General features: G+C 71.0%; 19 protein-coding genes and 2 pseudogenes. 13 read left to right on the top strand and 8 right to left on the bottom strand.

Features of this window, described 5'->3' with window-relative positions; all coding sequences use genetic code 11:
- Window positions 1-339 precede the first annotated feature (339 nt).
- The gene (locus tag PV350_RS14095) at window positions 340-1,137 is read left to right on the top strand and encodes a hypothetical protein (RefSeq protein WP_500334058.1); all 798 of its coding nucleotides are present in this window, start codon (window positions 340-342) and stop codon (window positions 1,135-1,137) included.
- 16 nt (window positions 1,138-1,153) lie between these two features.
- A complete protein-coding gene (locus tag PV350_RS14090; RefSeq protein WP_500334056.1) occupies window positions 1,154-1,498 on the top strand; it encodes a hypothetical protein in 345 nt (114 codons plus the stop codon).
- On the opposite strand, the pseudogene PV350_RS14085 reads toward PV350_RS14090, so the two are convergent.
- The 3 genes and pseudogenes from PV350_RS14085 to PV350_RS14075 all read right to left on the bottom strand — a co-directional run bounded on the left by PV350_RS14085 (window position 1,488) and on the right by PV350_RS14075 (window position 3,747).
- A pseudogene (locus PV350_RS14085) lies at window positions 1,488-2,265 on the bottom strand (L,D-transpeptidase family protein). The gene PV350_RS14090 and the pseudogene PV350_RS14085 overlap by 11 nt on opposite strands.
- A gap of 122 nt (window positions 2,266-2,387) precedes the next feature.
- Window positions 2,388-3,233: a hypothetical protein gene (locus tag PV350_RS14080; protein WP_500334054.1), complete on the bottom strand. Its 846-nt coding sequence runs from the start codon at window positions 3,231-3,233 to the stop codon at window positions 2,388-2,390.
- Entirely contained in the window at window positions 3,226-3,747 is a 522-nt protein-coding gene (locus PV350_RS14075) for a SigE family RNA polymerase sigma factor (RefSeq protein ID WP_499512566.1), read from the bottom strand. The genes PV350_RS14080 and PV350_RS14075 overlap by 8 nt, the downstream gene beginning before the upstream one ends.
- A 230-nt stretch (window positions 3,748-3,977) precedes the next feature.
- On the opposite strand from PV350_RS14075, the gene PV350_RS14070 reads away from it, so the two are divergent.
- Window positions 3,978-4,508 carry a TerD family protein gene (locus PV350_RS14070; RefSeq protein WP_500334052.1) on the top strand — a complete coding sequence of 177 codons (531 nt, stop codon included), beginning with the start codon at window positions 3,978-3,980 and terminating at the stop codon, window positions 4,506-4,508.
- Window positions 4,509-4,578: 70 nt separating this feature from the next.
- Here the strand turns inward: PV350_RS14070 and gdhA are convergent, their stop codons facing one another.
- The 3 genes from gdhA to PV350_RS14055 form a co-directional block, all read right to left on the bottom strand.
- The gene (gdhA, locus tag PV350_RS14065; protein ID WP_500334050.1) at window positions 4,579-5,925 is read right to left on the bottom strand and encodes an NADP-specific glutamate dehydrogenase; all 1,347 of its coding nucleotides are present in this window, start codon (window positions 5,923-5,925) and stop codon (window positions 4,579-4,581) included.
- Window positions 5,926-6,115: 190 nt separating this feature from the next.
- Window positions 6,116-6,625, bottom strand: coding sequence for a hypothetical protein (locus PV350_RS14060; protein WP_499512569.1), 510 nt, complete (start codon window positions 6,623-6,625; stop codon window positions 6,116-6,118).
- Window positions 6,622-7,164, bottom strand: a complete 543-nt coding sequence (locus PV350_RS14055) for an RNA polymerase sigma factor (protein ID WP_500334048.1) — start codon at window positions 7,162-7,164, stop codon at window positions 6,622-6,624. The genes PV350_RS14060 and PV350_RS14055 overlap by 4 nt, the downstream gene beginning before the upstream one ends.
- Window positions 7,165-7,378: 214 nt before the next feature.
- Here PV350_RS14055 and PV350_RS14050 point away from each other — a divergent pair, with 214 nt between their 5' ends.
- Window positions 7,379-7,957, top strand: coding sequence for an FxLYD domain-containing protein (locus PV350_RS14050; RefSeq protein ID WP_500334046.1), 579 nt, complete (start codon window positions 7,379-7,381; stop codon window positions 7,955-7,957).
- A gap of 172 nt (window positions 7,958-8,129) precedes the next feature.
- Here the strand turns inward: PV350_RS14050 and PV350_RS14045 are convergent, their stop codons facing one another.
- Window positions 8,130-10,535 carry a PA14 domain-containing protein gene (locus PV350_RS14045; RefSeq protein ID WP_500334044.1) on the bottom strand — a complete coding sequence of 802 codons (2,406 nt, stop codon included), beginning with the start codon at window positions 10,533-10,535 and terminating at the stop codon, window positions 8,130-8,132.
- Window positions 10,536-10,922: 387 nt separating this feature from the next.
- Here PV350_RS14045 and PV350_RS14040 point away from each other — a divergent pair, with 387 nt between their 5' ends.
- From PV350_RS14040 to PV350_RS14025, 4 genes and pseudogenes are all read left to right on the top strand, one after another.
- Window positions 10,923-12,890 carry an Ig-like domain repeat protein gene (locus PV350_RS14040; protein WP_500334043.1) on the top strand — a complete coding sequence of 656 codons (1,968 nt, stop codon included), beginning with the start codon at window positions 10,923-10,925 and terminating at the stop codon, window positions 12,888-12,890.
- Between the two features lie 548 nt (window positions 12,891-13,438).
- Window positions 13,439-13,903: a hypothetical protein gene (locus PV350_RS14035; RefSeq protein ID WP_500334041.1), complete on the top strand. Its 465-nt coding sequence runs from the start codon at window positions 13,439-13,441 to the stop codon at window positions 13,901-13,903.
- Window positions 13,904-13,995: 92 nt separating this feature from the next.
- A pseudogene (locus PV350_RS14030) lies at window positions 13,996-14,127 on the top strand (IS5/IS1182 family transposase); the annotation flags it as partial.
- A 33-nt stretch (window positions 14,128-14,160) separates the two neighbouring features.
- On the top strand, window positions 14,161-14,418 hold the full coding sequence (locus tag PV350_RS14025; protein ID WP_500334039.1) for a DUF6221 family protein: 258 nt from the start codon (window positions 14,161-14,163) through the stop codon (window positions 14,416-14,418).
- Window positions 14,419-14,657: 239 nt separating this feature from the next.
- Here the strand turns inward: PV350_RS14025 and PV350_RS14020 are convergent, their stop codons facing one another.
- A complete protein-coding gene (locus PV350_RS14020; RefSeq protein ID WP_500334037.1) occupies window positions 14,658-15,689 on the bottom strand; it encodes a hypothetical protein in 1,032 nt (343 codons plus the stop codon).
- A gap of 632 nt (window positions 15,690-16,321) precedes the next feature.
- Between PV350_RS14020 and PV350_RS14015 the strand changes: the two genes are divergently transcribed.
- The 5 genes from PV350_RS14015 to PV350_RS13995 are packed head-to-tail and all read left to right on the top strand — an operon-like array spanning window position 16,322 to window position 18,369.
- Window positions 16,322-16,690 carry a DUF6907 domain-containing protein gene (locus PV350_RS14015; RefSeq protein WP_500334036.1) on the top strand — a complete coding sequence of 123 codons (369 nt, stop codon included), beginning with the start codon at window positions 16,322-16,324 and terminating at the stop codon, window positions 16,688-16,690.
- Window positions 16,687-16,881: a hypothetical protein gene (locus PV350_RS14010; protein ID WP_500334034.1), complete on the top strand. Its 195-nt coding sequence runs from the start codon at window positions 16,687-16,689 to the stop codon at window positions 16,879-16,881. The genes PV350_RS14015 and PV350_RS14010 overlap by 4 nt, the downstream gene beginning before the upstream one ends.
- The gene (locus PV350_RS14005; protein WP_500334032.1) at window positions 16,878-17,651 is read left to right on the top strand and encodes a DUF2637 domain-containing protein; all 774 of its coding nucleotides are present in this window, start codon (window positions 16,878-16,880) and stop codon (window positions 17,649-17,651) included. The genes PV350_RS14010 and PV350_RS14005 overlap by 4 nt, the downstream gene beginning before the upstream one ends.
- Complete coding sequence (locus tag PV350_RS14000) at window positions 17,648-18,052, top strand: DUF6907 domain-containing protein (protein WP_500334030.1); 405 nt, start codon at window positions 17,648-17,650, stop codon at window positions 18,050-18,052. Before PV350_RS14005 ends, PV350_RS14000 begins: the two co-directional genes overlap by 4 nt.
- Complete coding sequence (locus PV350_RS13995) at window positions 18,049-18,369, top strand: hypothetical protein (protein WP_500334028.1); 321 nt, start codon at window positions 18,049-18,051, stop codon at window positions 18,367-18,369. Before PV350_RS14000 ends, PV350_RS13995 begins: the two co-directional genes overlap by 4 nt.
- The last annotated feature ends 238 nt before the right edge of the window (window positions 18,370-18,607 follow it).

Here is an 18,607-nt window from a genome sequence, read left to right as displayed (position 1 = left end):
TGGTGGGAGCTGTGGACATACGTCGTCCTCGGGGGAAGGGCGCGTACGGCGGCGGAATCGGCCGGCCGCCGGGACACGCGGCGCAAGAGGCGGAGCCTCGGGGAGATCGCCGACGCGGGGCGTGGGCGAAGGGGAACACCACAGTGGACTGCGGGAGCGGACCGCCGGGCGGTCACGCGGTGAGCACCGGCGCCGAAGAGGGGCGCACAGCCGTGCTCCTCGCACTGTAGCACCACGACCCCGGGCGGGGGACCGCCGCGATGTCGCGAACCTGTCACACCCCGGTCCGGATACGGCACCGCCAACCGCCCCGGCCCCGGGGGCGGTTACGGTCGCCGGGTGAAGTCCGTGCCGATCGCCGCCGTTGCCGTGGCCGCGCTGCTGGCCGTCCCCGCGTGCACGTCGCCCTCCGGCGGACGGCCCTCCCCCGCGACCGCCTCCGCCGACGGACAGGAGGTCAGGGCGGTCATGCCCACCTGGATCCACGGGCTGCGGGTCATCGGCGCCCGGGGCACCGGCGGCGCCTGCCGCTGGTCGACGAGCTACCCGTCCGTGCCGGGCGCACGGCCACTGACCCGGACGCTCGACCGCGAGGTGCACCGCGGGCTGCGGGACTTCCTGGCCGCGCACGGGCACGATGCCGGCTGCGCGGGCGAGTTCACCATCTCGTACACGTTCCTGGCCGCCTCCGGGGACGTGCTCGGCGTCCAGCTGACGACGGCCGAGGGCGCCGCCGCCGGGGACGGCACCACCTCCGGGAGCGGCACCACGACGGCCACGTACTGGTACGACGGCCGCTCCGGCGAGGTGCTTCCCGCCCTCGCCATGCTCGGTCCGGACGCGGCCGGCGACCTCGCCGGGCACCTGGTCCGGGCGCTCGCCGCCCGCGCCGGCCACGACCCGCGCGGGCTCCGCGCGCTGCAGGACCCGGCGGCACGCCGCGCCGTCCTGGACGACCTGGCCTTCACCGGCTGCGGGAACCTGGTCGTGACGTTCGACCGGGGCGAGGTGGCGGCCCCGCCCACGGGCCGGCAGAAGGTGGTGCTCCCGCGCGCCGCCGTCGAGCCGCTGCTGTCCGCGTTCGGGCGGCGCGTCCAGCGGCAGGCGATGCGTCCCCGCCACGAGCAGGACGGCTGACAGCGATACTGGGGGCGTGCGCCGGACCTTCGCCCACGACGCGGTCGTGACCCTCGCCCCCGGCGGCGACGAGCGTGCCCCTGGTGCCGCGGTCACCGTCGCCCTGTGCGGTCACTGGGAGCACGAACCGCCCTGCCCGCTCGCGCCCCACCACACCGCCGCCACGGCCGGGCCCGGCGGCACACTGCGGCTGCGCGTGCTGTTCGCGTCCGCGCCCGGCGACGAGGCCGAGGTCCGCCGCCGGATCGACGCCGCCCTGGCGGCGGGCGGACTCGGCACCACCCACTGGGAGTTCGGCGGCTCCCGGCCGGGCGAGCCGCGGCCCGACGAGGCCGCGCACGCGGCACGTCTCAGCGCGTGAGCGAGGCCGCGTCCCCCATCACGACGACCGGGTGCAGGGCCGGGTCCAGGGTCCTCAGCAACTGCCTCATGTGGGCCTCGGACAACGCGACGCACCCTGCGTGGGCCCCTCGTGGTCGACGTGGAACCAGATGCCACCGCCCTTGTCCGCGCCCATCGGCCGGGTCCAGTCCCGCGGCGATGTGCCGGGCCCGCGGTTGTAGTTGATGGCCACGACGTAGTCGAACGAACCCGCCGGCGGTTCCCCCTCCAGTCCTGTGCCCCTGATGAAGAACCCGCCGGAGTGGCCGTACGGGAGCCGGGTGCCCGGGTCGGCCTTCAGGCCCCCGGCGTCGGTGAGGCCGAACACCCCGATCGGCGAGCGCTCGTCGCCGCTGCGGTGGTCGTCGGTCCACCCGCGCTGCGCGTTGCGCGCGGGCCATCTCGCGCCGCCGCGCCAGCCGTCGGGGTCCTCTCGTACGCCACGACCCGTGACCGGGACGCGTTCCGGCCCGCGCCGGTCACCACGACGACCTGGCGCGCGTCGTCCGGGACCCGGCCCGGGGTCCGCGGCCCGAGCCCGGGCACCTGCTCCGGCAGCCTCCCGGCGCCGGCCCCGGGGGTGACCGCGGCGGACGGTGCCGCCACGGACGGCACGGCGGCGACGGCCCGCGGCGCCCCCGCCACCGTCGCGGTGGGAGCGGGGCACCCGGCCGGCACGCCGGCGGCCGCCAGAGCGGCGACCGGTATGACGGACAGGACGCCGCCACGGCGGGCGAATTCGGGCATGACGGCGCCTTTCGTCTCATCCACGGGAGAGAGCGATCGAAGAGCAGCGCCCGGCCGGAGGGACTCCGTGGAGCGGACGGCCCGGTCCCCGGCCGGTCAGCCCCGTGGGTCGGCCCCGTGGGTCAGCCCGGCGTGCCCGTACCGGTCGGACGGCCCGGACCGGTCGGCCCGCCGGGGGACGCCGAGGCGTAGCTCGCGGTCTTCAGGCTGGTGGTGACCGCGGCGATGGTGTCCTTCGCCGTACGGTTGAAACAGGCGCTGGCCACGAGACCGACGGAGGACGCGGGGTCCGGGCCCTCCCCCCAGGCCGTGAGCTCCCACTGGCCGCCGAGCGCGCGGCAGCCCTCACCCGCGGACGCCACGCCCTTCACCACGAACCGGCCGGACCCCGTGCCGTCGCCCACGGGCGCCTCCACCTGTTCGAAGACGATCAGCACCCCGCCCTCGGCGACCTTGTCCACGGGCGGGCAGACCGAGTAGCGGATCATCTCCTGCTTCCCGCACCCGCCGCGCTCGTGGAGCGGCCCGGAGCCGACGAACCCGACCACCAGGCCCCGCGGGTCGCTGGTCACGAGGGACCGCCAGCCCTCGCCGGGCAGTTTCAGCGTCAGCCCGGACAGGACGTCCAGGCTGACCAGCGCGTAGCCGGCGTGCGTGCTCCCCGTCGACGTCGGCAGGGGGGACCCCGGGGCGGGCACCGCGCGGGACGGGGACGCGGCGGGGAGGACCTGCTGCCCCCGGGGCGTCACGGGACCCGCGGGCTGCAGCAACGCGGCGGCCACCACCGCCGCCGCCGTGACGCCGCCGACCGCGGCGAGCGCCCCGGCGGCCACCCGGCGCCGCCTGCGCCGCCGTACCCGCCGCCTGATCTGCGCCATCCGGTCATGGGGCGCGGTCGGCTGCGGCACAGCGCGCTCCAGCAGCACGCTCAGCTCCCACTCCTCCTCCGGCTCAGGCTCCTCATCCACACCGCTCACCACCCTTCGCCAGGCTCGGCACCGCCGCGACCTGCCCCCGCAGCATCGCCAGCGCCTTGGCGGCCTGGCTCTTCACCGTGCCCGGCCGGCAGCCGAGCACCTCGGCGGTCTCCTCGACGCTCAGGTCCTCGAAGTAGCGCAGCACGACCACCGCCCGCTGCCGCGCCGGCAGCCGGCGTATCAGCACCGCGAGCGACTGCTCCAGGTCGACCGAGGCGAAGGGGTCCGCCACCGCCGTCACCGTGTCCGGCACCTCGCCGTGCGGCACCTCGCCCCGCCAGCGGCGCTGCCACCACGACGAGGCCGTGTTCACCAGGGCCCTGCGCACGTACGCTTCCGGGTTCTCCGCGGCTATGCCCCGCCACTTCGGCCACACCTTGGCCAGGACCGTCTGCAGCAGGTCCTCCGCCAGGTGCGTGTCCCCGGTCAGCAGCCAGGCGACCCGCAGCAACCGCGGCCCGCGCGCGGCGACGAACTCCTCGAAGTCCGTCTCCGCATCCCTCACCGTGGTGTCCTTGCCATCGTGTTCCTGTCCGTGCTCCCAGCAGCCTCACACCCCCATGAACCGTCCGGGACCCCGGACCGGTTGCCAGGAATCCGGGATCGCCCTCGTTCGTTGCCGCCTCGGACGGGCGCGCGGCACGCGCTCGTCGCCCAACTGACGGCAGATGAAAGGGCGTTCCCTGTGACAGCCGCCTCCGCACCCGACCAGCCGGAAGCAAGGAGAGCCAGCCAGTGAGCAATGTCACCAAAGGCCTCGGCAAGGTCGAGGTCCGGCTCAAGTGGGACCCCAGCCCGCTCGGCTCACCCGCCAGCGACCTGGACATCGTCGCGGCCACCTACAGCGCCGCCGACCCGCACGGCGTCCCGGCGTACCTCGTCCACTTCGACAGCCGCTCCCCGGACGGCACCATCACGCTCAACCGCGACAGCAAGACCGGCAAGGGGCTGGGCTTCGACGAGGTCATGACCCTCGAACTCGACCGGCTCGGTGCCGCCTACCACCGGGTCGTCGTCGGCGTCGTCGTGCAGCAGCGCGACGGCCGGATGACCTTCGGCGACGTCGCGGGCACCGGCGTGCACGTGGTCGAGGGCCACACCGACCTCGCCGCCTCCGACCTCGGCGAGGTCGCGGCCGCCACGGCCGCCACCGTCGGCGAGTTCCGCCGGGGCGACTCCGGCGAGTGGCGCTTCCGCTCCGGCGTCCGCGGGTACGACGCCGATCCGGTGGCCTTCGCCCGCGTGATGGGCGGCGACGCCTCCTGATCGCCGCCGGGAACGCCCGTGCCCTCCCGCGCGCGGCGCGGGAGGGCACGGGCACCACTGGGGGCGGGCTCTAGACGACGCCCTGCGCCGTCATGGCCTCGGCCACGCGCAGGAAGCCCGTGACGTTGGCGCCGAGGACGTAGTCGTCCGGCGTGCCGCCGTACGCCGCGGCGGTGGCCCGGCAGTGGGTGTGGACGTCGCGCATCACCTGCGCGAGCCGGGCCTCGGTCCGCTCGAAGGTCCACAGCTCACGGGACGCGTTCTGCTGCATCTCCAGCGCCGAGGTCGCCACGCCGCCCGCGTTGGCCGCCTTGCCCGGGCCGAAGAGCACGTCCGCCTCCCGGAACACCTCGATCGCCTCCGGGGTGCACGGCATGTTCGCGCCCTCGGCGACCGCCAGCACGCCGTTCTTCACCAGCGTCCCGGCGTCCTGCCCGTCCAGCTCGTTCTGCGTGGCGCAGGGCAGCGCGACGTCGCACGGCACGTCGAAGACCGAGCCGCGCTCGGAGTACCGTGCCGAGGGCTTGGCCTCCGCGTACGCCGACAGCCGCGCCCTGCGCACCTCCTTGATCTCCTTCAGCAGTTCCAGGTCGATGCCGGCCTCGTCGACGACGTAGCCGCCGGAGTCCGAGCAGGCCACCACCGAGCCGCCCAGCGCACGCACCTTCTCGATCGCGTAGACGGCGACGTTGCCCGAGCCGGAGACCACCGCCCTGCGCCCCTCGAAGCCCTGCCCGCGCGTGGCCAGCATCTCGGCCGCGAAGTACACCGCCCCGTACCCCGTCGCCTCGGTCCGCGCGTGCGAGCCGCCCCAGGCGACGCCCTTCCCGGTCAGCACGCCCGCCTCGAAACGGTTGGTGATCCGCTTGTACTGCCCGAAGAGGTAGCCGATCTCCCGGCCGCCCACGCCGATGTCCCCGGCCGGCACGTCGGTGTGCTCGCCCAGGTGCCGGTGCAGCTCGGTCATGAACGACTGGCAGAAGCGCATGACCTCGCCGTCGGAACGGCCCTTGGGGTCGAAGTCGGAGCCGCCCTTGCCGCCGCCGATCGCCAGCCCGGTCAGCGCGTTCTTGAAGATCTGCTCGAAGCCGAGGAACTTCACAATGCCCAGGTCCACGCTCGGGTGGAAGCGCAGACCCCCCTTGTACGGGCCGAGCGCGCTGCTGAACTCCACCCGGAAGCCCCGGTTGACCTGCACCCGTCCCTGATCGTCCACCCACGGCACCCGGAAGATCACCTGCCGCTCCGGCTCGCACATCCGCTCCGCGATCCGGGTCCCCAGGTACTCCGGGTGCCGTTCCAGCGCCGGCGCCAGCGAGCGCAGCACCTCCCCCACCGCCTGGTGGAACTCCGTCTCGCCGGCATTGCGCCGGCAGACGTCCGCGTAGACGGCCTCGATGTGAGCACTGACGTTCATGCGCGCCTTCCCTCGTCCGATGTCCCGGACGCGCTCGCCGTGGCGCCGCGTCCGGCCGTTGCCGTGTCAACGAGTACGGATGGAAGAAAGCAAGGTGTCACCCGGAGCAACTCCGCACACCGAAAGTCACCGGGTCACCCGTACGGGCCGCGCCCTTTTGGTATGGGCGCGGCCCCGCGACGCGGACGGGCTACCCGACGGGAATCGGCCGGGCCCCGATGCGGGCGCAGGCCTGGTCCTGGTCGAGGCCGTCGGCCGGCCAGACGACCTTGCCGGCGGCGCCGGGGTGGTAGCAGGCCGCGAAGGACGTGGGGACGGGCTCGGACGGGCCCCACATCTGCTCCCAGCGCCCTGCGCAGGCCTTGCCGGGGTCCCTGGGGTCGAAGGCCTTGATCGCGTCGGACGGCAGACCCGAGAGGTCCGCGTCGCGCGACAGCGTCCGGGCGCACATCACCTGCGCCCCGGCGTCCTTCCCCCACGGCAGTCCCCCGGCGACGGCGACCACCCCGCCACCGGCCAGCGCGGCGACGACCGCGCCGCCGGCCACGGCGACCCGCAGCGACCGCCGCCGTGTGCTCCGCGGCGCCGCCCGGTCCAGCACGGACCGCAGCGTCTCCCGCCCGTCCGCCGACCGCGCCCAGCCGTCGGCACCCTGCGGGCGCAGCTCCCGGACGGCGTCCAGGACAGGGTCGTTCGTCATGCGTGTACCTCCGAATCGAGCGGGGTGAAGGATGCGGGTCGCGGCTCCAGGGCCGCGCGGAACCTCTTGCGGGCCCGGTGCAGCCGCAGCGCGTAGGCCGCCCTGCTGCAGCCCAGGGCCTTGGCCGCCTGCTGCGCGCTCAGGTCGTACCAGCCCGTCAGCAGCAGCACTTCGCGGTCGTTCTCGGACAGCGACATCAGCACCCGGAACACACGCTCGCGGTCGCCTATGCGGTCCTCGAACACCTCCTGCGGCGCGCGGTCCATCACCGCGGCCATCCGCGCCGCGAGCGCCTGCCTCCGCAGGTCCGACCGCACCCGGTTGGCGAGCAGCCGGCGCGCCGCTGCCAGCAGCCAGGGCAACGCGTCCTCCGGTACGGACCGCTGCTTGCGCCAGGCCAGCAGGAAGGTCTCCGAGAGCACGTCCTGCGCGGTCTCACGATCCGTACGGTGCATCAGGTAACCCATCACCTTGTCGGCATGGGCCTCGAACCACTCCTCCACGATCCCGTGCCCTCGCGGACCCTCACGTGCCGTCATGCGCACCCTTCCCTCCCAGAACAGGCTGTCACTGGGGAATGTCCGGCACGGCCCCGCCGATTACAGCGCGACCCCGGCGGCCCGTTGGCACGTCCGACGAGTACCGATCCGTCCCGGTTCGGTCACGGCGGTGTCACAGACTGCGGTCACACCCGTGCAGACCGTGATGCTCTGGCACGGTTTCCCCCACAACCACACGACCCAGGGGGACGCCATGTCGACGCCTCAGCACCCGCAGCCGCCCGGACCACCCGCGGGACCGCCGCAGCCGCCCGGCGGCTGGCAGGGCCCGGGATGGGCGGGGCCGCCGCCGCAGCCGCAGCCGCAGCCGCGCAAATCCAGCACGGGGAAGATCATCGGGTTCGGATGTCTCGGCGTCGTCGTCCTCGTGATCGTCGTCGCCGTTCTCGCGACGGTGGCGAGCAGCGGCGGCGGCAGCGGCGACCCGAAGCCCGGTGCGTCGAAGGCATCGACCGACAGGGGCGGGAAGAGCGACGGCGACGGCCGCCAGGCCGGCCCGACCGACGACGTGAGGATCGACTCATGTGAGGTCGACGACGTCATGCACTGGCCGAGCGCGAAGCTGACCGTCACCAACCGCAGCTCGAAGACGTCCAACTACGCGATCCAGGTCGAGTTCGTGGACGCCGGCGGCACACGCATCGGCGAGGGCTTCGCAGCGACGAACAACCTCGGCCCGGGCAAGGTCGCGAAGGAGACCGCGCAGGGCACCGGCGACGTGAAGGGGAAGGTCACCTGCCGCGTCACCGAGGTGACGCGCTACGCCTCCTGAGCACGGGTACAGCCGACGGAGATCGTTTCCCGCGAACATCGCGGAGCAGCGACTCCCACAGGTTCCAGCCGCGGAAGCACTCCACAACGCAAGCGGAAGCAGCAGTCGCCGACGCACACGTGGGAGAGGGGCCAGGAGAATCCTCCGGGCCCCTCTCATGTCACGCGCCCGGTCAGAGCCAGTCGTCCCAGATGCCACACGCCATCAACCGGGTCAGGACCTCGGCGCCGGAAGCGTCCTGGCGTACGACGCGGTAGTAGTACAGGCCGAGCCGGTCCTCGTGCACCGTGGTGTCCATGAAGAACGCCCTGTCACCCGTCGTGCCCTCGGCCAGGGTGACGTAAGCGGCCGTGGCCGGGTCCCAGCGCTCCACACGGTAGCTCGCGAACCGGGAGCAGTCCCCGAAGCCAGAGCTCTCGGAGCAGCCGACGTACAGGTTCGGGTACTGCCCCTCACCGACCTCGGTCTGGGTCCAGCCCGGCGGCCGCGTGTCGGGCAGGGTGACCGAGACCTCGGCGGGGTGGAGGACGTCGAGTGGCTCGTCGTCGTACAGAAGCCGGTCGTCCGTAGCGGCCACCTTGTAGACGTGGGTGGCGCCGTCGGGGACCGTCGGGCAGAGGATCTCGGTCCCGGCCAGGGAGCTGCCCCTCCAGCAGTTCTCCTTCCAGACCGTCTCGCCGCTGTCCGGGTCCGTGATGCCCTGCCACACGTGGTAGCCGCGGACGTCGGCATCGGCGGGCGGCGTCCAGGTCAGACGGACACCGAGCGGGACGGGTTCCGCGGTCAGGTTCCGCACCGGGGCGGGACGCTCGGTGTCCGGGGTGGTCTCCGTGGCGGCCGGGCCCGGCTGAGAGACGTGCCCGTACCGGTCGGTCGTGACGACCCGGTACGCGTACGTCGTCTCCGACTTGCCCTGGACGTCCCAGCAGCTGCCGTTGACCTGCTTGTGAGCCGACAAGGGGGCGTCGCCGCCCGTCCAGGTCCAGTACGTCTTCGGGTCCTCCAGCGGCTCGTCCCATGGGGTGGACGGCTTGCACTTGTCCACGATGCGGGTCTCGCCGGTCGCGGTGTCGGTCCGGACGATCTTGTACGAAGGAAGGGGCCCTTCGTCCACGGTCCACGGGTCGACGCTGCTCCACGCGATCATCACGCCCTCGTCGAAACTGCGGGCGGTGGTCTGGAACGCGGGGATCGCCTCCGGTCGGTCGGCCATCTCCAGCGTGATCTCCGCCGGCGCGGCAGTGTTGCCCTTGGCGTCCACCGCGCGCACCGCGTACCGGTAGCTGTCGGCGACGGCGACCGACTGGCGGGGCACCACGTCGGTCTGCGTGGTGGTGCTTGCGGGCAGGGCGTCGACATAACCGCCGCTCGCCGGGTCGTACTGGACGACCTGGTACGAGGCGGCTCCGGTCACGGACGACCACACCAGATGCGGAACACCCGATCGGTACTCCACGCGGACCTTCGCGACGGCGGCCGGCGGGGTCAGGTCAGAGGTGGTGAAGGTCGCGGCGGCCGAGTACGCCGACCAGTTCCCGGCGGCGTCCCGTGCCCGGCCCCGGTAGGTGACCTTGCTGCCGTCGGCCGGCCAGCCGGTGTCGCAGATCGCGCCCTTCGCGCCTGAGTAGACGGTGCCCCAGCTCTTCGTCGCGGCGTCGAGCCGCTGCATCTCGTACCAGGCGATGTCGGCGGCGTTCGCCGCGGTGGTGACCAGCTCCGGGGCCGCGTAGGGCTGGTCGGACGGGCACGCGTCCATCTCGACGAACGGCGCGGCGGGCGGCGTCTTGTCGACGGTGGCAACAAGCTGGTCGGCGCTGCCGCTGGAGACGTTGCCCGCCTTGTCGACGGCCCGCACCTCGTAGTAGTAGGCCGCGCCGGTCTTCGGCAGGGTCCTGTCGGTGTACGCCGTGGCGGTGGTCGTCGCGAGCGCCTTGGCGCCGTACGACGCCCCCTTCAGCCGCCGGTAGACCCGGTAGTTCCCGAGGTCCATCTCCCTGTTCCTGGACCAGGTGAGCTTGGCCGCGCCGGTGGCTGTGTCGTAGGAGACGGCGGCGCCCGCCGGGGCGAGCGGCCTGACCCTGTCGACGTCGACGGAGGTGCGCGGCGTGTATGCGTACTTGACGTTCGCGGCGCCCGTCCAGTTGACGAAGTCGACGCGAAACGTGTGCTTGCCGCTGGGGATCGTCACATTGACCGTCTTCTTGACGGTGGCGGAGACGTTCTTCCACAGGTCGATCTTGCGGACACCGTCGAGGTAGACCCGTATGCCGTCACGGGCGGACACCGTGAACGTGAAGGGGCCACCAGAGCCGAAATCGCGCGTCACCGACCAGCGCACGCCGAAGTTGTTGGACGGTACGCCGGAGACGGGTGCGCCCGTGCCCCAGTTCTGGTCGATCACGGAGTCGCAGTCCGTCCTCTTCGGTGTGCCCGAGAACGTCGTGTTCGCGAAGAACTGCCGTTTGTAGACGGGGGAGGTGCAGCTCACCGCCGCGGAGGCGGGCGCGGCGGTGGCGGTGAGCACTCCGCCTGCCACGGCCAGAACCAGGGCGGTGGCGGTGATGCGTCTGGGCTTCATCAAGTCCTTCAGGCCTGTTCGGCGACAGACGTCGATCAGACGTCGCGAAACAGGACCGACAAGAGGGTCGGTTGGTTGTATGAACCTCGATCGGTCGCCGTCGAGAACCACACCAACCGGGCCTCGGCGTCCCAGCAGCCCAGCATGGTGGTCGGGGGGTGGCCACTACGTCTGGCAGTGGCGGGCCGGGTCAGGACACGCGAAGTGGGCGGGCAGGGGAGCTGCGGTTAATCCCCTCCTCAACTGTCACAGCGATGACATACGCTGCGCATGCAGCCGCGCCCTTTGCGTCGTCCCCACATGGACGGCGTTCGGGTGTCGCGCGGCCCGACTCATCACCCGGTCCGTCCACCGGGCTTCCTCGTGGGGGTAGGAATCAACGTGCGCATGCGCACCGTGTCGACCGTGCTCGCGGTCGTCTTCAGCTCTACGGCCATAGCCGCCGGCACCATGGGTCCCGCCGCGGCGGACTCCAGCACGGCCCTGTCGATCTCCTCGTACGGCGACATCGCCGTGGACGGGGTCCACCAGCGGGTCTACATCAGCGATCCGGACGGCAACAAGGTCGTCGTCACCGACTACGCGGGCAAGCTCGTGGCGACCGTTCCGAGCCTCCCGGGAGTGCGGGACCTGGCGATCACGCCGGACTCCGGCACCGTCTACGCGGCCGTTCCGGGTGACGACTCCGTCGTGGCCATCGAGACGTCCACCGCGACCGCGGCCGCGCGCTACCCGACCGGTGAGAACACCGACCCGCAGACCCTGGCGGTCGCGGGCGGCCGGGTCTGGTTCATCTACGGCCAGGAACCCCCGCACCACCTGGGCTCCTTCGACCCCTCGCTGGGCACCCCCGAGATCGCTGTCGACCAGCTCCCCGGCCTGTACCTCCCCGACGCCCCCGAACTGGAGGCGGCCGGGAACACCCTCGTGCTCGGCATCCACGGCACCTGGTCGGGCCTCGCCGTGTACGACGTGTCCTCCGGAGCCCCCGTGCTGCGCAAGGAGGGCATGCCGCCCGAGGCCACGAGCTACATGCACGACTTCGCGCTCAGCGCCGACGCCAAGAAGATCGTCGCCGCCTCCGGCGAAATGCCCTACGCTGCGACGGCGATCAACACCGAGGACCTCACCCGCACCGGCGCTTACCCGGTCGAGGCCAGCAGCCCCAACGGTGCCGCGATCGCACCGGACGGCACGGTCGCCGTGTCCACGTTCAGCTGGTACGACACGGACATCTCCGTCTTCAAGCCCGGCACGACGACGCCCTACCGGACCTACACCTACGACCAGTACGGCTCGGGCGGCGACACCATCCGCAACCAGGGACTCGCCTGGGCCCCCGACGGCAGCAGGCTGTTCGCCATCGCGGACGGCAACAGCGGCATCCACCTGCGCGTCCTCAACGACGCCGCCCGCTACCCGGTCAAGGTGAGCGTCTCGGCCCCGGCCAAGGCCAGCCGCGCCAAGAAGCTCAGCGTCACCGGCAAGCTGACCTCCGACAGGTCCTTCCCGTCCGGCTCGAAGGTCACCGTCACCCGCACCGACATCGACTCGCCCAAGGGCAAGTCGCTCGGCACGAAGACGGTCGGCTCCACCGGCGCGTTCTCCTTCACCGACACGCCGCCGGCCGGCGGCAACGTCACCTACACCGCGCAGTACGCCGGTGACGCCACGCACTCCCCGGCGTCGGGCAAGGACACCGTTGCCGTGTCGCGCAACGCCACCGCCCTGACGCTCAATCACAACAAGAGCGTGTACAACTACGGCACCGACGTGTCCTTCACCGCGCACCTCGGTTCCACGTACAAGAACCGCACGGTCGAGATCTGGGCCGACCCCTACGGCTCGGACAAGCCGAAGAAGCTCCTCAAGACCGGCAAGGTCAATTCCAAGGGCAACCTGTCCGCCACGGTCGACATGACCCGCGACACCACCGTCACCGCGGTCTTCAAGGGCGACGCCCGCTCGGCCAGCAAGACGGTGAAGGTCACCTCCTACGCCAAGGTCAAGGTCTCCACGACGATCTCCAAGCAGTACAAGACGGCGAAGATCGGCTCGACCTCCTACGCGTACTTCCACAAGAAGACGAACCCGGTCTTCACGACGACCATGACGTACTACAAGAACCGCTCGCAGCGGCTGAGCCTGGAGGTCTACTACCAGGGCAAGTGGCGCGACGCGGGATCGCAGTACTTCGCGCTCGGCACCAACGGCAAGTCCACCGTGACCCTGCTCGGCCCGCACGACACCGGCTACCGGATGCGGATGCGCGCCTCGTACGTCAACGGCTCCTCCGGCGACAACGTCAACTCCACCACGTACGGCGCCTGGAAGTACTTCTACTTCACCAAGTAGCACGACCCGGCCAGACACGGCAGGGCCCCGCGCCGCGGGGCCCTGCCACTTTTCCGGCCCGGCCGGACCGGGGGCCCGTCCTGCCGTTCCCTCACGGACCCCTATCGGCCCGTACGCGGTGTTCCGCTGCCGGCCCCGCCCGACGAGGACCTCCGGGGCGACGGACTCGCCTCAGCCATGCAAAGTCCAGGAATGCCGAAGAGCCCAGGTCACCGACGTGACCTGGGCTCTTCGTATGGAGCCGCCTAGGGGAATCGAACCCTTGACCTACGCATTGCGAGTTGTCCGACCTTGGTCTGGTGGCGTCCACGGGTGTCCGTCACGAAGGCTGCATCCCCGGTCAGCCCCCATGTCGGATGGCGGTGGACAGATGCGAACCGCCCCGGACTGGCGTCGACTGAGACTCCAACTGAGACCAGGACCGACCCCTCATGCCGAGTTGCGATGGTCCATCGTCAGCCGGCCCCTAAGTAGCTATGAGGTCATCGGTAGGGTGCGTGCTACCTGATCTGGAGATTCCGCCGCAGGTCACGAGGGGTGGGAAGCACATGAGAAAGCTGTGGGTCTGCGGCCTGGCACTTGGCATGGCAGGGCTCGTCGGGTGCTCCGGCACAGGCGAGGACTCGAAGGAAGCCGCGCCCAGTGCCACGCCATCCGCCGTGACTCTCGCAATCAGCGGGAGGGTGAAGGTCGAACGGTCCACCGATGACACGGGTCCCGACATCGGCAAGCCGTGTACGCCTCCGCCGGGCTCCAAGGTCAAGTCCGGGGCTGAGGTCCGTGTGACGGATGGCGATGGCAAGATTCTCGGTACCGACCGGCTTGAGCCGGGCTTTGCCAACGGATCCGTCCTCATCTCGTGCGAATTCGGCTTCTTCTTCAAGGTGCCTGGCGCGTCCGAGAACTACGTGATGACCGTGGAAGGCTTCCCACCGATGTCCTACACCCGTGAGGACATTCGACGCGGCCTCTCCCTGTGGGAGACAGACCAGGGCACGCTGTCTCAGGGGTAGCCGCAGCGGCACTTCGAGCCTTCTTGAGGTGCACGATCACCGGCTCCGCCGCCGTCCACGGTCGGCGGAGCCGACGTCAAGAGGTCTGCGCGCGACGTCTTTTCGAACGGTGCATCAACCGACTCAAGCAATGGCGCGGCCTGGCCATGCGAACGGACAAGCTCGCCATTGCCTACCAGGCCGCACTCCACCTCGCCGCCATCCTCATCTGGACAGCCGGTTGACCGCCGAAGCACCTTGCCCGCGAGGATGGCCACATGGACGATCTTGTGGAGTTCCTCGTCGCACGCATCATGGACGACAACCATGCCTACGCCTACGTGGCCGGCACCCTGGGCGGCGAGGCTCTTCTCGACAGCCACCTCCCCATGCTCGATCTGATCGAGCAACTGGCGAACGACTACAAAGCCATGGGCCCCTGGGACTCCCGCTCGGCCGGCCTGGCATACGCGCTGCGAGTCCTTGGCCAGTCATACGCCGAGCACCCCGCCTACCAGCAGGAATGGCGCCCATAGCCTTTCAAGGAGACAGTCCCTAACCCTCGCCTTACAAGTTCGTCTCCTGGCCTGTGGGAGCAGCGAGTCCGGCTCTGCAGCAGGCGGAGACAGTCCGCCGGCTACCGCCACGGTCCCTGCGCGTACCGCCGTGTTGCCGTCACCTTCTGCCGTCGTAACAGCAGTGGGCATGAGAAGCGACAGCACCCGCGTTCGCCGATGATCGGAGCGCCGAACCGGGCGTGGGGTCGCCGCCCGTGCTATTGGATGCTCCAGCGGTGCGGATGGTCGGGATCGGTGGGGCAGGCGAAGACGTTCAGCTCGCCGAATCGGCCCACAACTACTTCGGTGGGGGTGCCGGACCGATGAGCAGGCAGGTCTCGATCCTCTAGCGGCTTCCAGCTGCCGCTTCCGCCGTCCCATTCCGAGCTGTCGATGGTCAGCAGTAGGTGCATCGGCGTGCGGCAGGTCTGGCAGTCCATGGGGTACGGGTCGGTAGCGTGCCAGGAGGCGAAGCCGCCGACGCGCCAGCCGGGCGGGATCGACAGGTCGTACTGGTAGCCGACCGCGTGGGCTGCGATCTCGTCGGCCGACTGCTCGGCCTCCTCCTCCTGGGTCTCGTCCCAGGCGTCGAGCCGGGCGCACAGGTCCTCGGGCAGGAGATCGGCGAACGGATAGCTGACCACCTGCTCCGGGTGCAGCACGCAGGGCTCGGGCACGAATCCATCGGACCCGACAACCAACGGCTGCGGGGGAACGGCCAACACGTCCCCGACCTCCCACGACTGCCGCCAGCGCAGATGCAGATTCAGGTCCCACCGGCTCGGGCCGTGCGCGTCGAAGGGACACCAGAACACCTGGAGCAGGTCGCAGTCCTCCGGCCCCGGCGGCATGTCCGGGACATCCCGCCGGTACAGCTGCGCCAGGCCGATCATCGGCAGCGGATCCGTCTCCGACATCTCGGGGAGCCGGTGCTCCAGGTACAGTTCGGCCAGGAGATCCCGTTCCTCCTTCGTAGGGCCCGGGCTCTGTTCCCGGGCCCACGCGGCAGCCAGGATCCGCCGGTAGCGGTGGATGTCGGCCGGGCGCCGACCTCGTCCCCGTCCGTGGGCCTCACCGCACACCGGCCAGGGCTCCTCCGCCGGCCACAGCATCGGACCACCCACTGAGCTAGCAGACATCTGAGGGCTGCCCGGTCGCGGGTGGAGCCGCGTGGTCGTACCTCGGTAGGCAGCCAGTTCCGGGAAGAGCACCTCGACATCAAGCGGGCGCGGCGGAGTGGTCCTCGTCATGGAATGCGACCTTAGACACTCGGAGATCTTGGCCGTCGAGCACCCCCTGGCAGCAGCCTCTGCAGTGCTAAAGCTGCTGTCGAAACCCGTGAACATTTCGATTCGCTCACCGGGTCGGCTGCCTCCCAAACCGGTGAACATTCGCTGTCCGTTCTCGTGGACAGAGCCACATGGGCTTCTGCCTCGGCAGCGATCCCAGGGCCGGAAGCGCTTCGGCGCCCATCTGAACCCGTGACTGAGACCAGAACTGAGACCGCCGACACTCGCGCAGCCCGTGCACAGCGCTCTCGCCGCATCCGCTTAACGGAAAAGCCCAGCTCAGACAGTGTCTGAGCTGGGCTCTTCGTATGGAGCCGCCTAAGGGAATCGAACCCTTGACCTACGCATTACGAGTTTCCGGGCGTACAGGTCACGAAGGGTCTCCTGGGGTCGTATCCGCAGGTCGGAGCGCCATTTTCGCCTCCGCGACCGTTGCCGACTCGTCGCGAACCGCAACTGCAATCGCAACTGCCCGCGGCCCGCCCTGCTCTCGCTGTCCACAGCCCGTGGACAAAGCGGCGCCGCCCGGTGGTTGCACCCACCGAACGGCGCCTTGATCCGAACCCACCCCGTGATCAAGGGAGTCCAGATCCATGCAAGACCGTACCGTCACGCTGCCCACCCGCGACGCGGGAGACGTCACCCTCCCCGAGCCCGCGTGGTGCGCCGGCCACCCGCAGCCCCGGCCCGAGTACGAGGCCGACCTCACCCACTACGGACCCGAGCAGCCCCTCGCCTTCGGCGACGAACAGCTGTACACCGTGGTGCTCGCCCAGAACCCGCGCGCCCTCATCGCGCCGCGCGTCACCCGCGTCTACGTCGAGCAGACCAGCTGGGCCGCGAACCTCGACCCGGCCGGCCTCGACGACCTGGCCGCGGCGATGGTCGAGCACGCGGCGATTCTGCGCAGCTGGGCCCGCGTGCTGGCCTCCGTTCTCGCGAAGGAGGGCGAGCGGTCGTGAAGCGCTACCCGATCCCGCGGCCCACCGAGCACGCGGCCCTGCGGCGCGCTGAGCGGTCCTCCCGCGCCCTTCCGCCCGTCACGGCGCTCCTGGCCGCGCTCCTCGAAGCACACGAGCGCAGCGACCGTGCCGCCGTCGTCCTGTGCGCGCACCGCACCGTGCGCGTGGCCCTCCCGGAGGTGGGCGAATGAAGCGCAACCCGACCCGTGCCCTGGCCATCGCGGCCGGGGTCGTCATCATCGCCCTGACCGCGGCCGCGTTCTGGCTGTCCTACGCGCACCTGGCCGAGGTCGCCCTCGGGCACGGACTGGGCAACGCCCCGGAACGTGCATGGGCCTGGCCGGCCTGCCTGGACCTGTTCATCATGGCGGGCGAGATCATGTGGCTGCGGGCCGCGCTCGCCCACCGCGTCGACTGGTGGGCCATCGTCCTAACCTTCGTCGGCTCCGGTGGATCCATCGCCCTCAACGTGGCCGGCGTCGGCACCGCGGCGGACCCGCTGAACTACGTGGTTGCCGCGATCCCGCCCACAGCTGCGCTGCTCGCCTTCGGCGCGCTCATGCGGCAGGTCCACCAAGCGCTCGCCGGTCACACCGAGCCCGTCGAGGTAACCACCTTCCATCCGGAGGTCGTCCCGGTTCCCGGGCCGCGCTCGGTGGTCATGCGGCCACTGACCACGCTGCCCCCCGCCCCCTATCGGTGGGAGGACGTGGCCCGGCCCGAGCTGACCACCAAGGCGACCACCACCCTGCCCGCCCACCCTGCCCGCCAGGTGGTCACGGAGGCCGTGACACTCACCCCGGCTGAGCTGCGGCGACAGGGCCGCCGACTGAACCGGGACGCGGTCAGGTCGACGCGGCGCCCGGTGACCATCCAAGCCCTGCAGACCGAGCTCGGTCTGTCCCGCCGCGACGCCGCCGAGCTGCGCCGCGAGATCGTCAAGGAAGGCGGTCAGTCATGAACGAGAAGGTGCGCCAGTACTCCATGATCAAGCTGACCGGAGCACCCATTGCCGTGACGTGCCCGTCGTGGTGCACGACGCCGCACGGCGACGGTGAGATCGCGGAGAACACCTGGCACGAGGGGCCGTCCATCTTGTTCGTCGGTCCGGGCGACTTCTACGAGTACTTCGACGGCGGCGAGCCCTACGAGGTCATGTGGGCGGCAATCAGCGCCGAGCCCAACGACGCCGACGGCAGCCACGGGCAGCCATACATCTACTTCGACACACAGGGCCAGGCCACCGGCGCCCGGCTCGACGTGGCCCAGGCCGATGCGGTCCTGCGGGACCTGCGCCAGTACGTGGACCGTCTGCAGCAGATGCGCGACCGGCTCGCGCAGATCAACGAGGGGGAACGGTGAACACGACGACGGACAGTACGGTCGGCGCGGCTATGGAGATGGCCGCGGACTGCCTGCTCGACCAGCTGGCAGGGATGGCGCCGCACGCCGAGCAGTGGGGACGCACCCTGGACTGCGGCACGATGCGCGTGCGGATCCGCGTCGAGGTCGAGCCCACCGGACTGACTGCCGAGCAGGCTGCGGCCGCCGTAGTCGCCAGCGACCTGGCCGAGCAGCCGGAATCACGAGCTGCGGCCCGTGTGGTGCTGGCCGGCGGCCCCAGTGTCGGTGAGGCGCTGAACGTCCTGGCGCGATCGGGGCCGTGGCTCGTCAGGTGACGACGACGGCGATGACGGCGAAGGGGCGCGCCAGGCGAGTTTTGCCCGGTCGCCCCTTCGTCGTCACGTTTCCAGATGACGTGACGCGGTTGAAAACACGCCCGCAGGGGCTTTGAGGGCCCGAAGCGCGTCACTTCACCGCGTCACGTCACGCGAACTCTGACTGTGACTGCAGTCGCACCTCGGACCTGCCCTGTTGTTGTCGCCCGGGCAGAGGGGGTGGGCAACAACAACTGCA

It is taken from the genome of Streptomyces sp. PA03-6a, assembly GCF_033792765.1.
In the GTDB taxonomy this organism is placed as follows: domain Bacteria; phylum Actinomycetota; class Actinomycetes; order Streptomycetales; family Streptomycetaceae; genus Actinacidiphila.
This window is presented reverse-complemented; position numbering and strand designations above follow the sequence as displayed.

Coding starts and splice junctions, on each gene's coding strand:
- PV350_RS14035 (WP_500334041.1), top strand. CDS start 13,439: ATGAGAAAGCTGTGGGTCTGCGGCCTGGCACTTGGCATGGCAGGGCTC.
- gdhA (WP_500334050.1), bottom strand. CDS start 5,925: ATGAACGTCAGTGCTCACATCGAGGCCGTCTACGCGGACGTCTGCCGG.
- PV350_RS14005 (WP_500334032.1), top strand. CDS start 16,878: ATGAAGCGCAACCCGACCCGTGCCCTGGCCATCGCGGCCGGGGTCGTC.
- PV350_RS14055 (WP_500334048.1), bottom strand. CDS start 7,164: ATGACGGCACGTGAGGGTCCGCGAGGGCACGGGATCGTGGAGGAGTGG.
- PV350_RS14050 (WP_500334046.1), top strand. CDS start 7,379: ATGTCGACGCCTCAGCACCCGCAGCCGCCCGGACCACCCGCGGGACCG.
- PV350_RS14045 (WP_500334044.1), bottom strand. CDS start 10,535: ATGAAGCCCAGACGCATCACCGCCACCGCCCTGGTTCTGGCCGTGGCA.
- PV350_RS14000 (WP_500334030.1), top strand. CDS start 17,648: ATGAACGAGAAGGTGCGCCAGTACTCCATGATCAAGCTGACCGGAGCA.
- PV350_RS14020 (WP_500334037.1), bottom strand. CDS start 15,689: ATGACGAGGACCACTCCGCCGCGCCCGCTTGATGTCGAGGTGCTCTTC.
- PV350_RS14040 (WP_500334043.1), top strand. CDS start 10,923: ATGCGCACCGTGTCGACCGTGCTCGCGGTCGTCTTCAGCTCTACGGCC.
- PV350_RS14060 (WP_499512569.1), bottom strand. CDS start 6,625: ATGACGAACGACCCTGTCCTGGACGCCGTCCGGGAGCTGCGCCCGCAG.
- PV350_RS14015 (WP_500334036.1), top strand. CDS start 16,322: ATGCAAGACCGTACCGTCACGCTGCCCACCCGCGACGCGGGAGACGTC.
- PV350_RS14025 (WP_500334039.1), top strand. CDS start 14,161: ATGGACGATCTTGTGGAGTTCCTCGTCGCACGCATCATGGACGACAAC.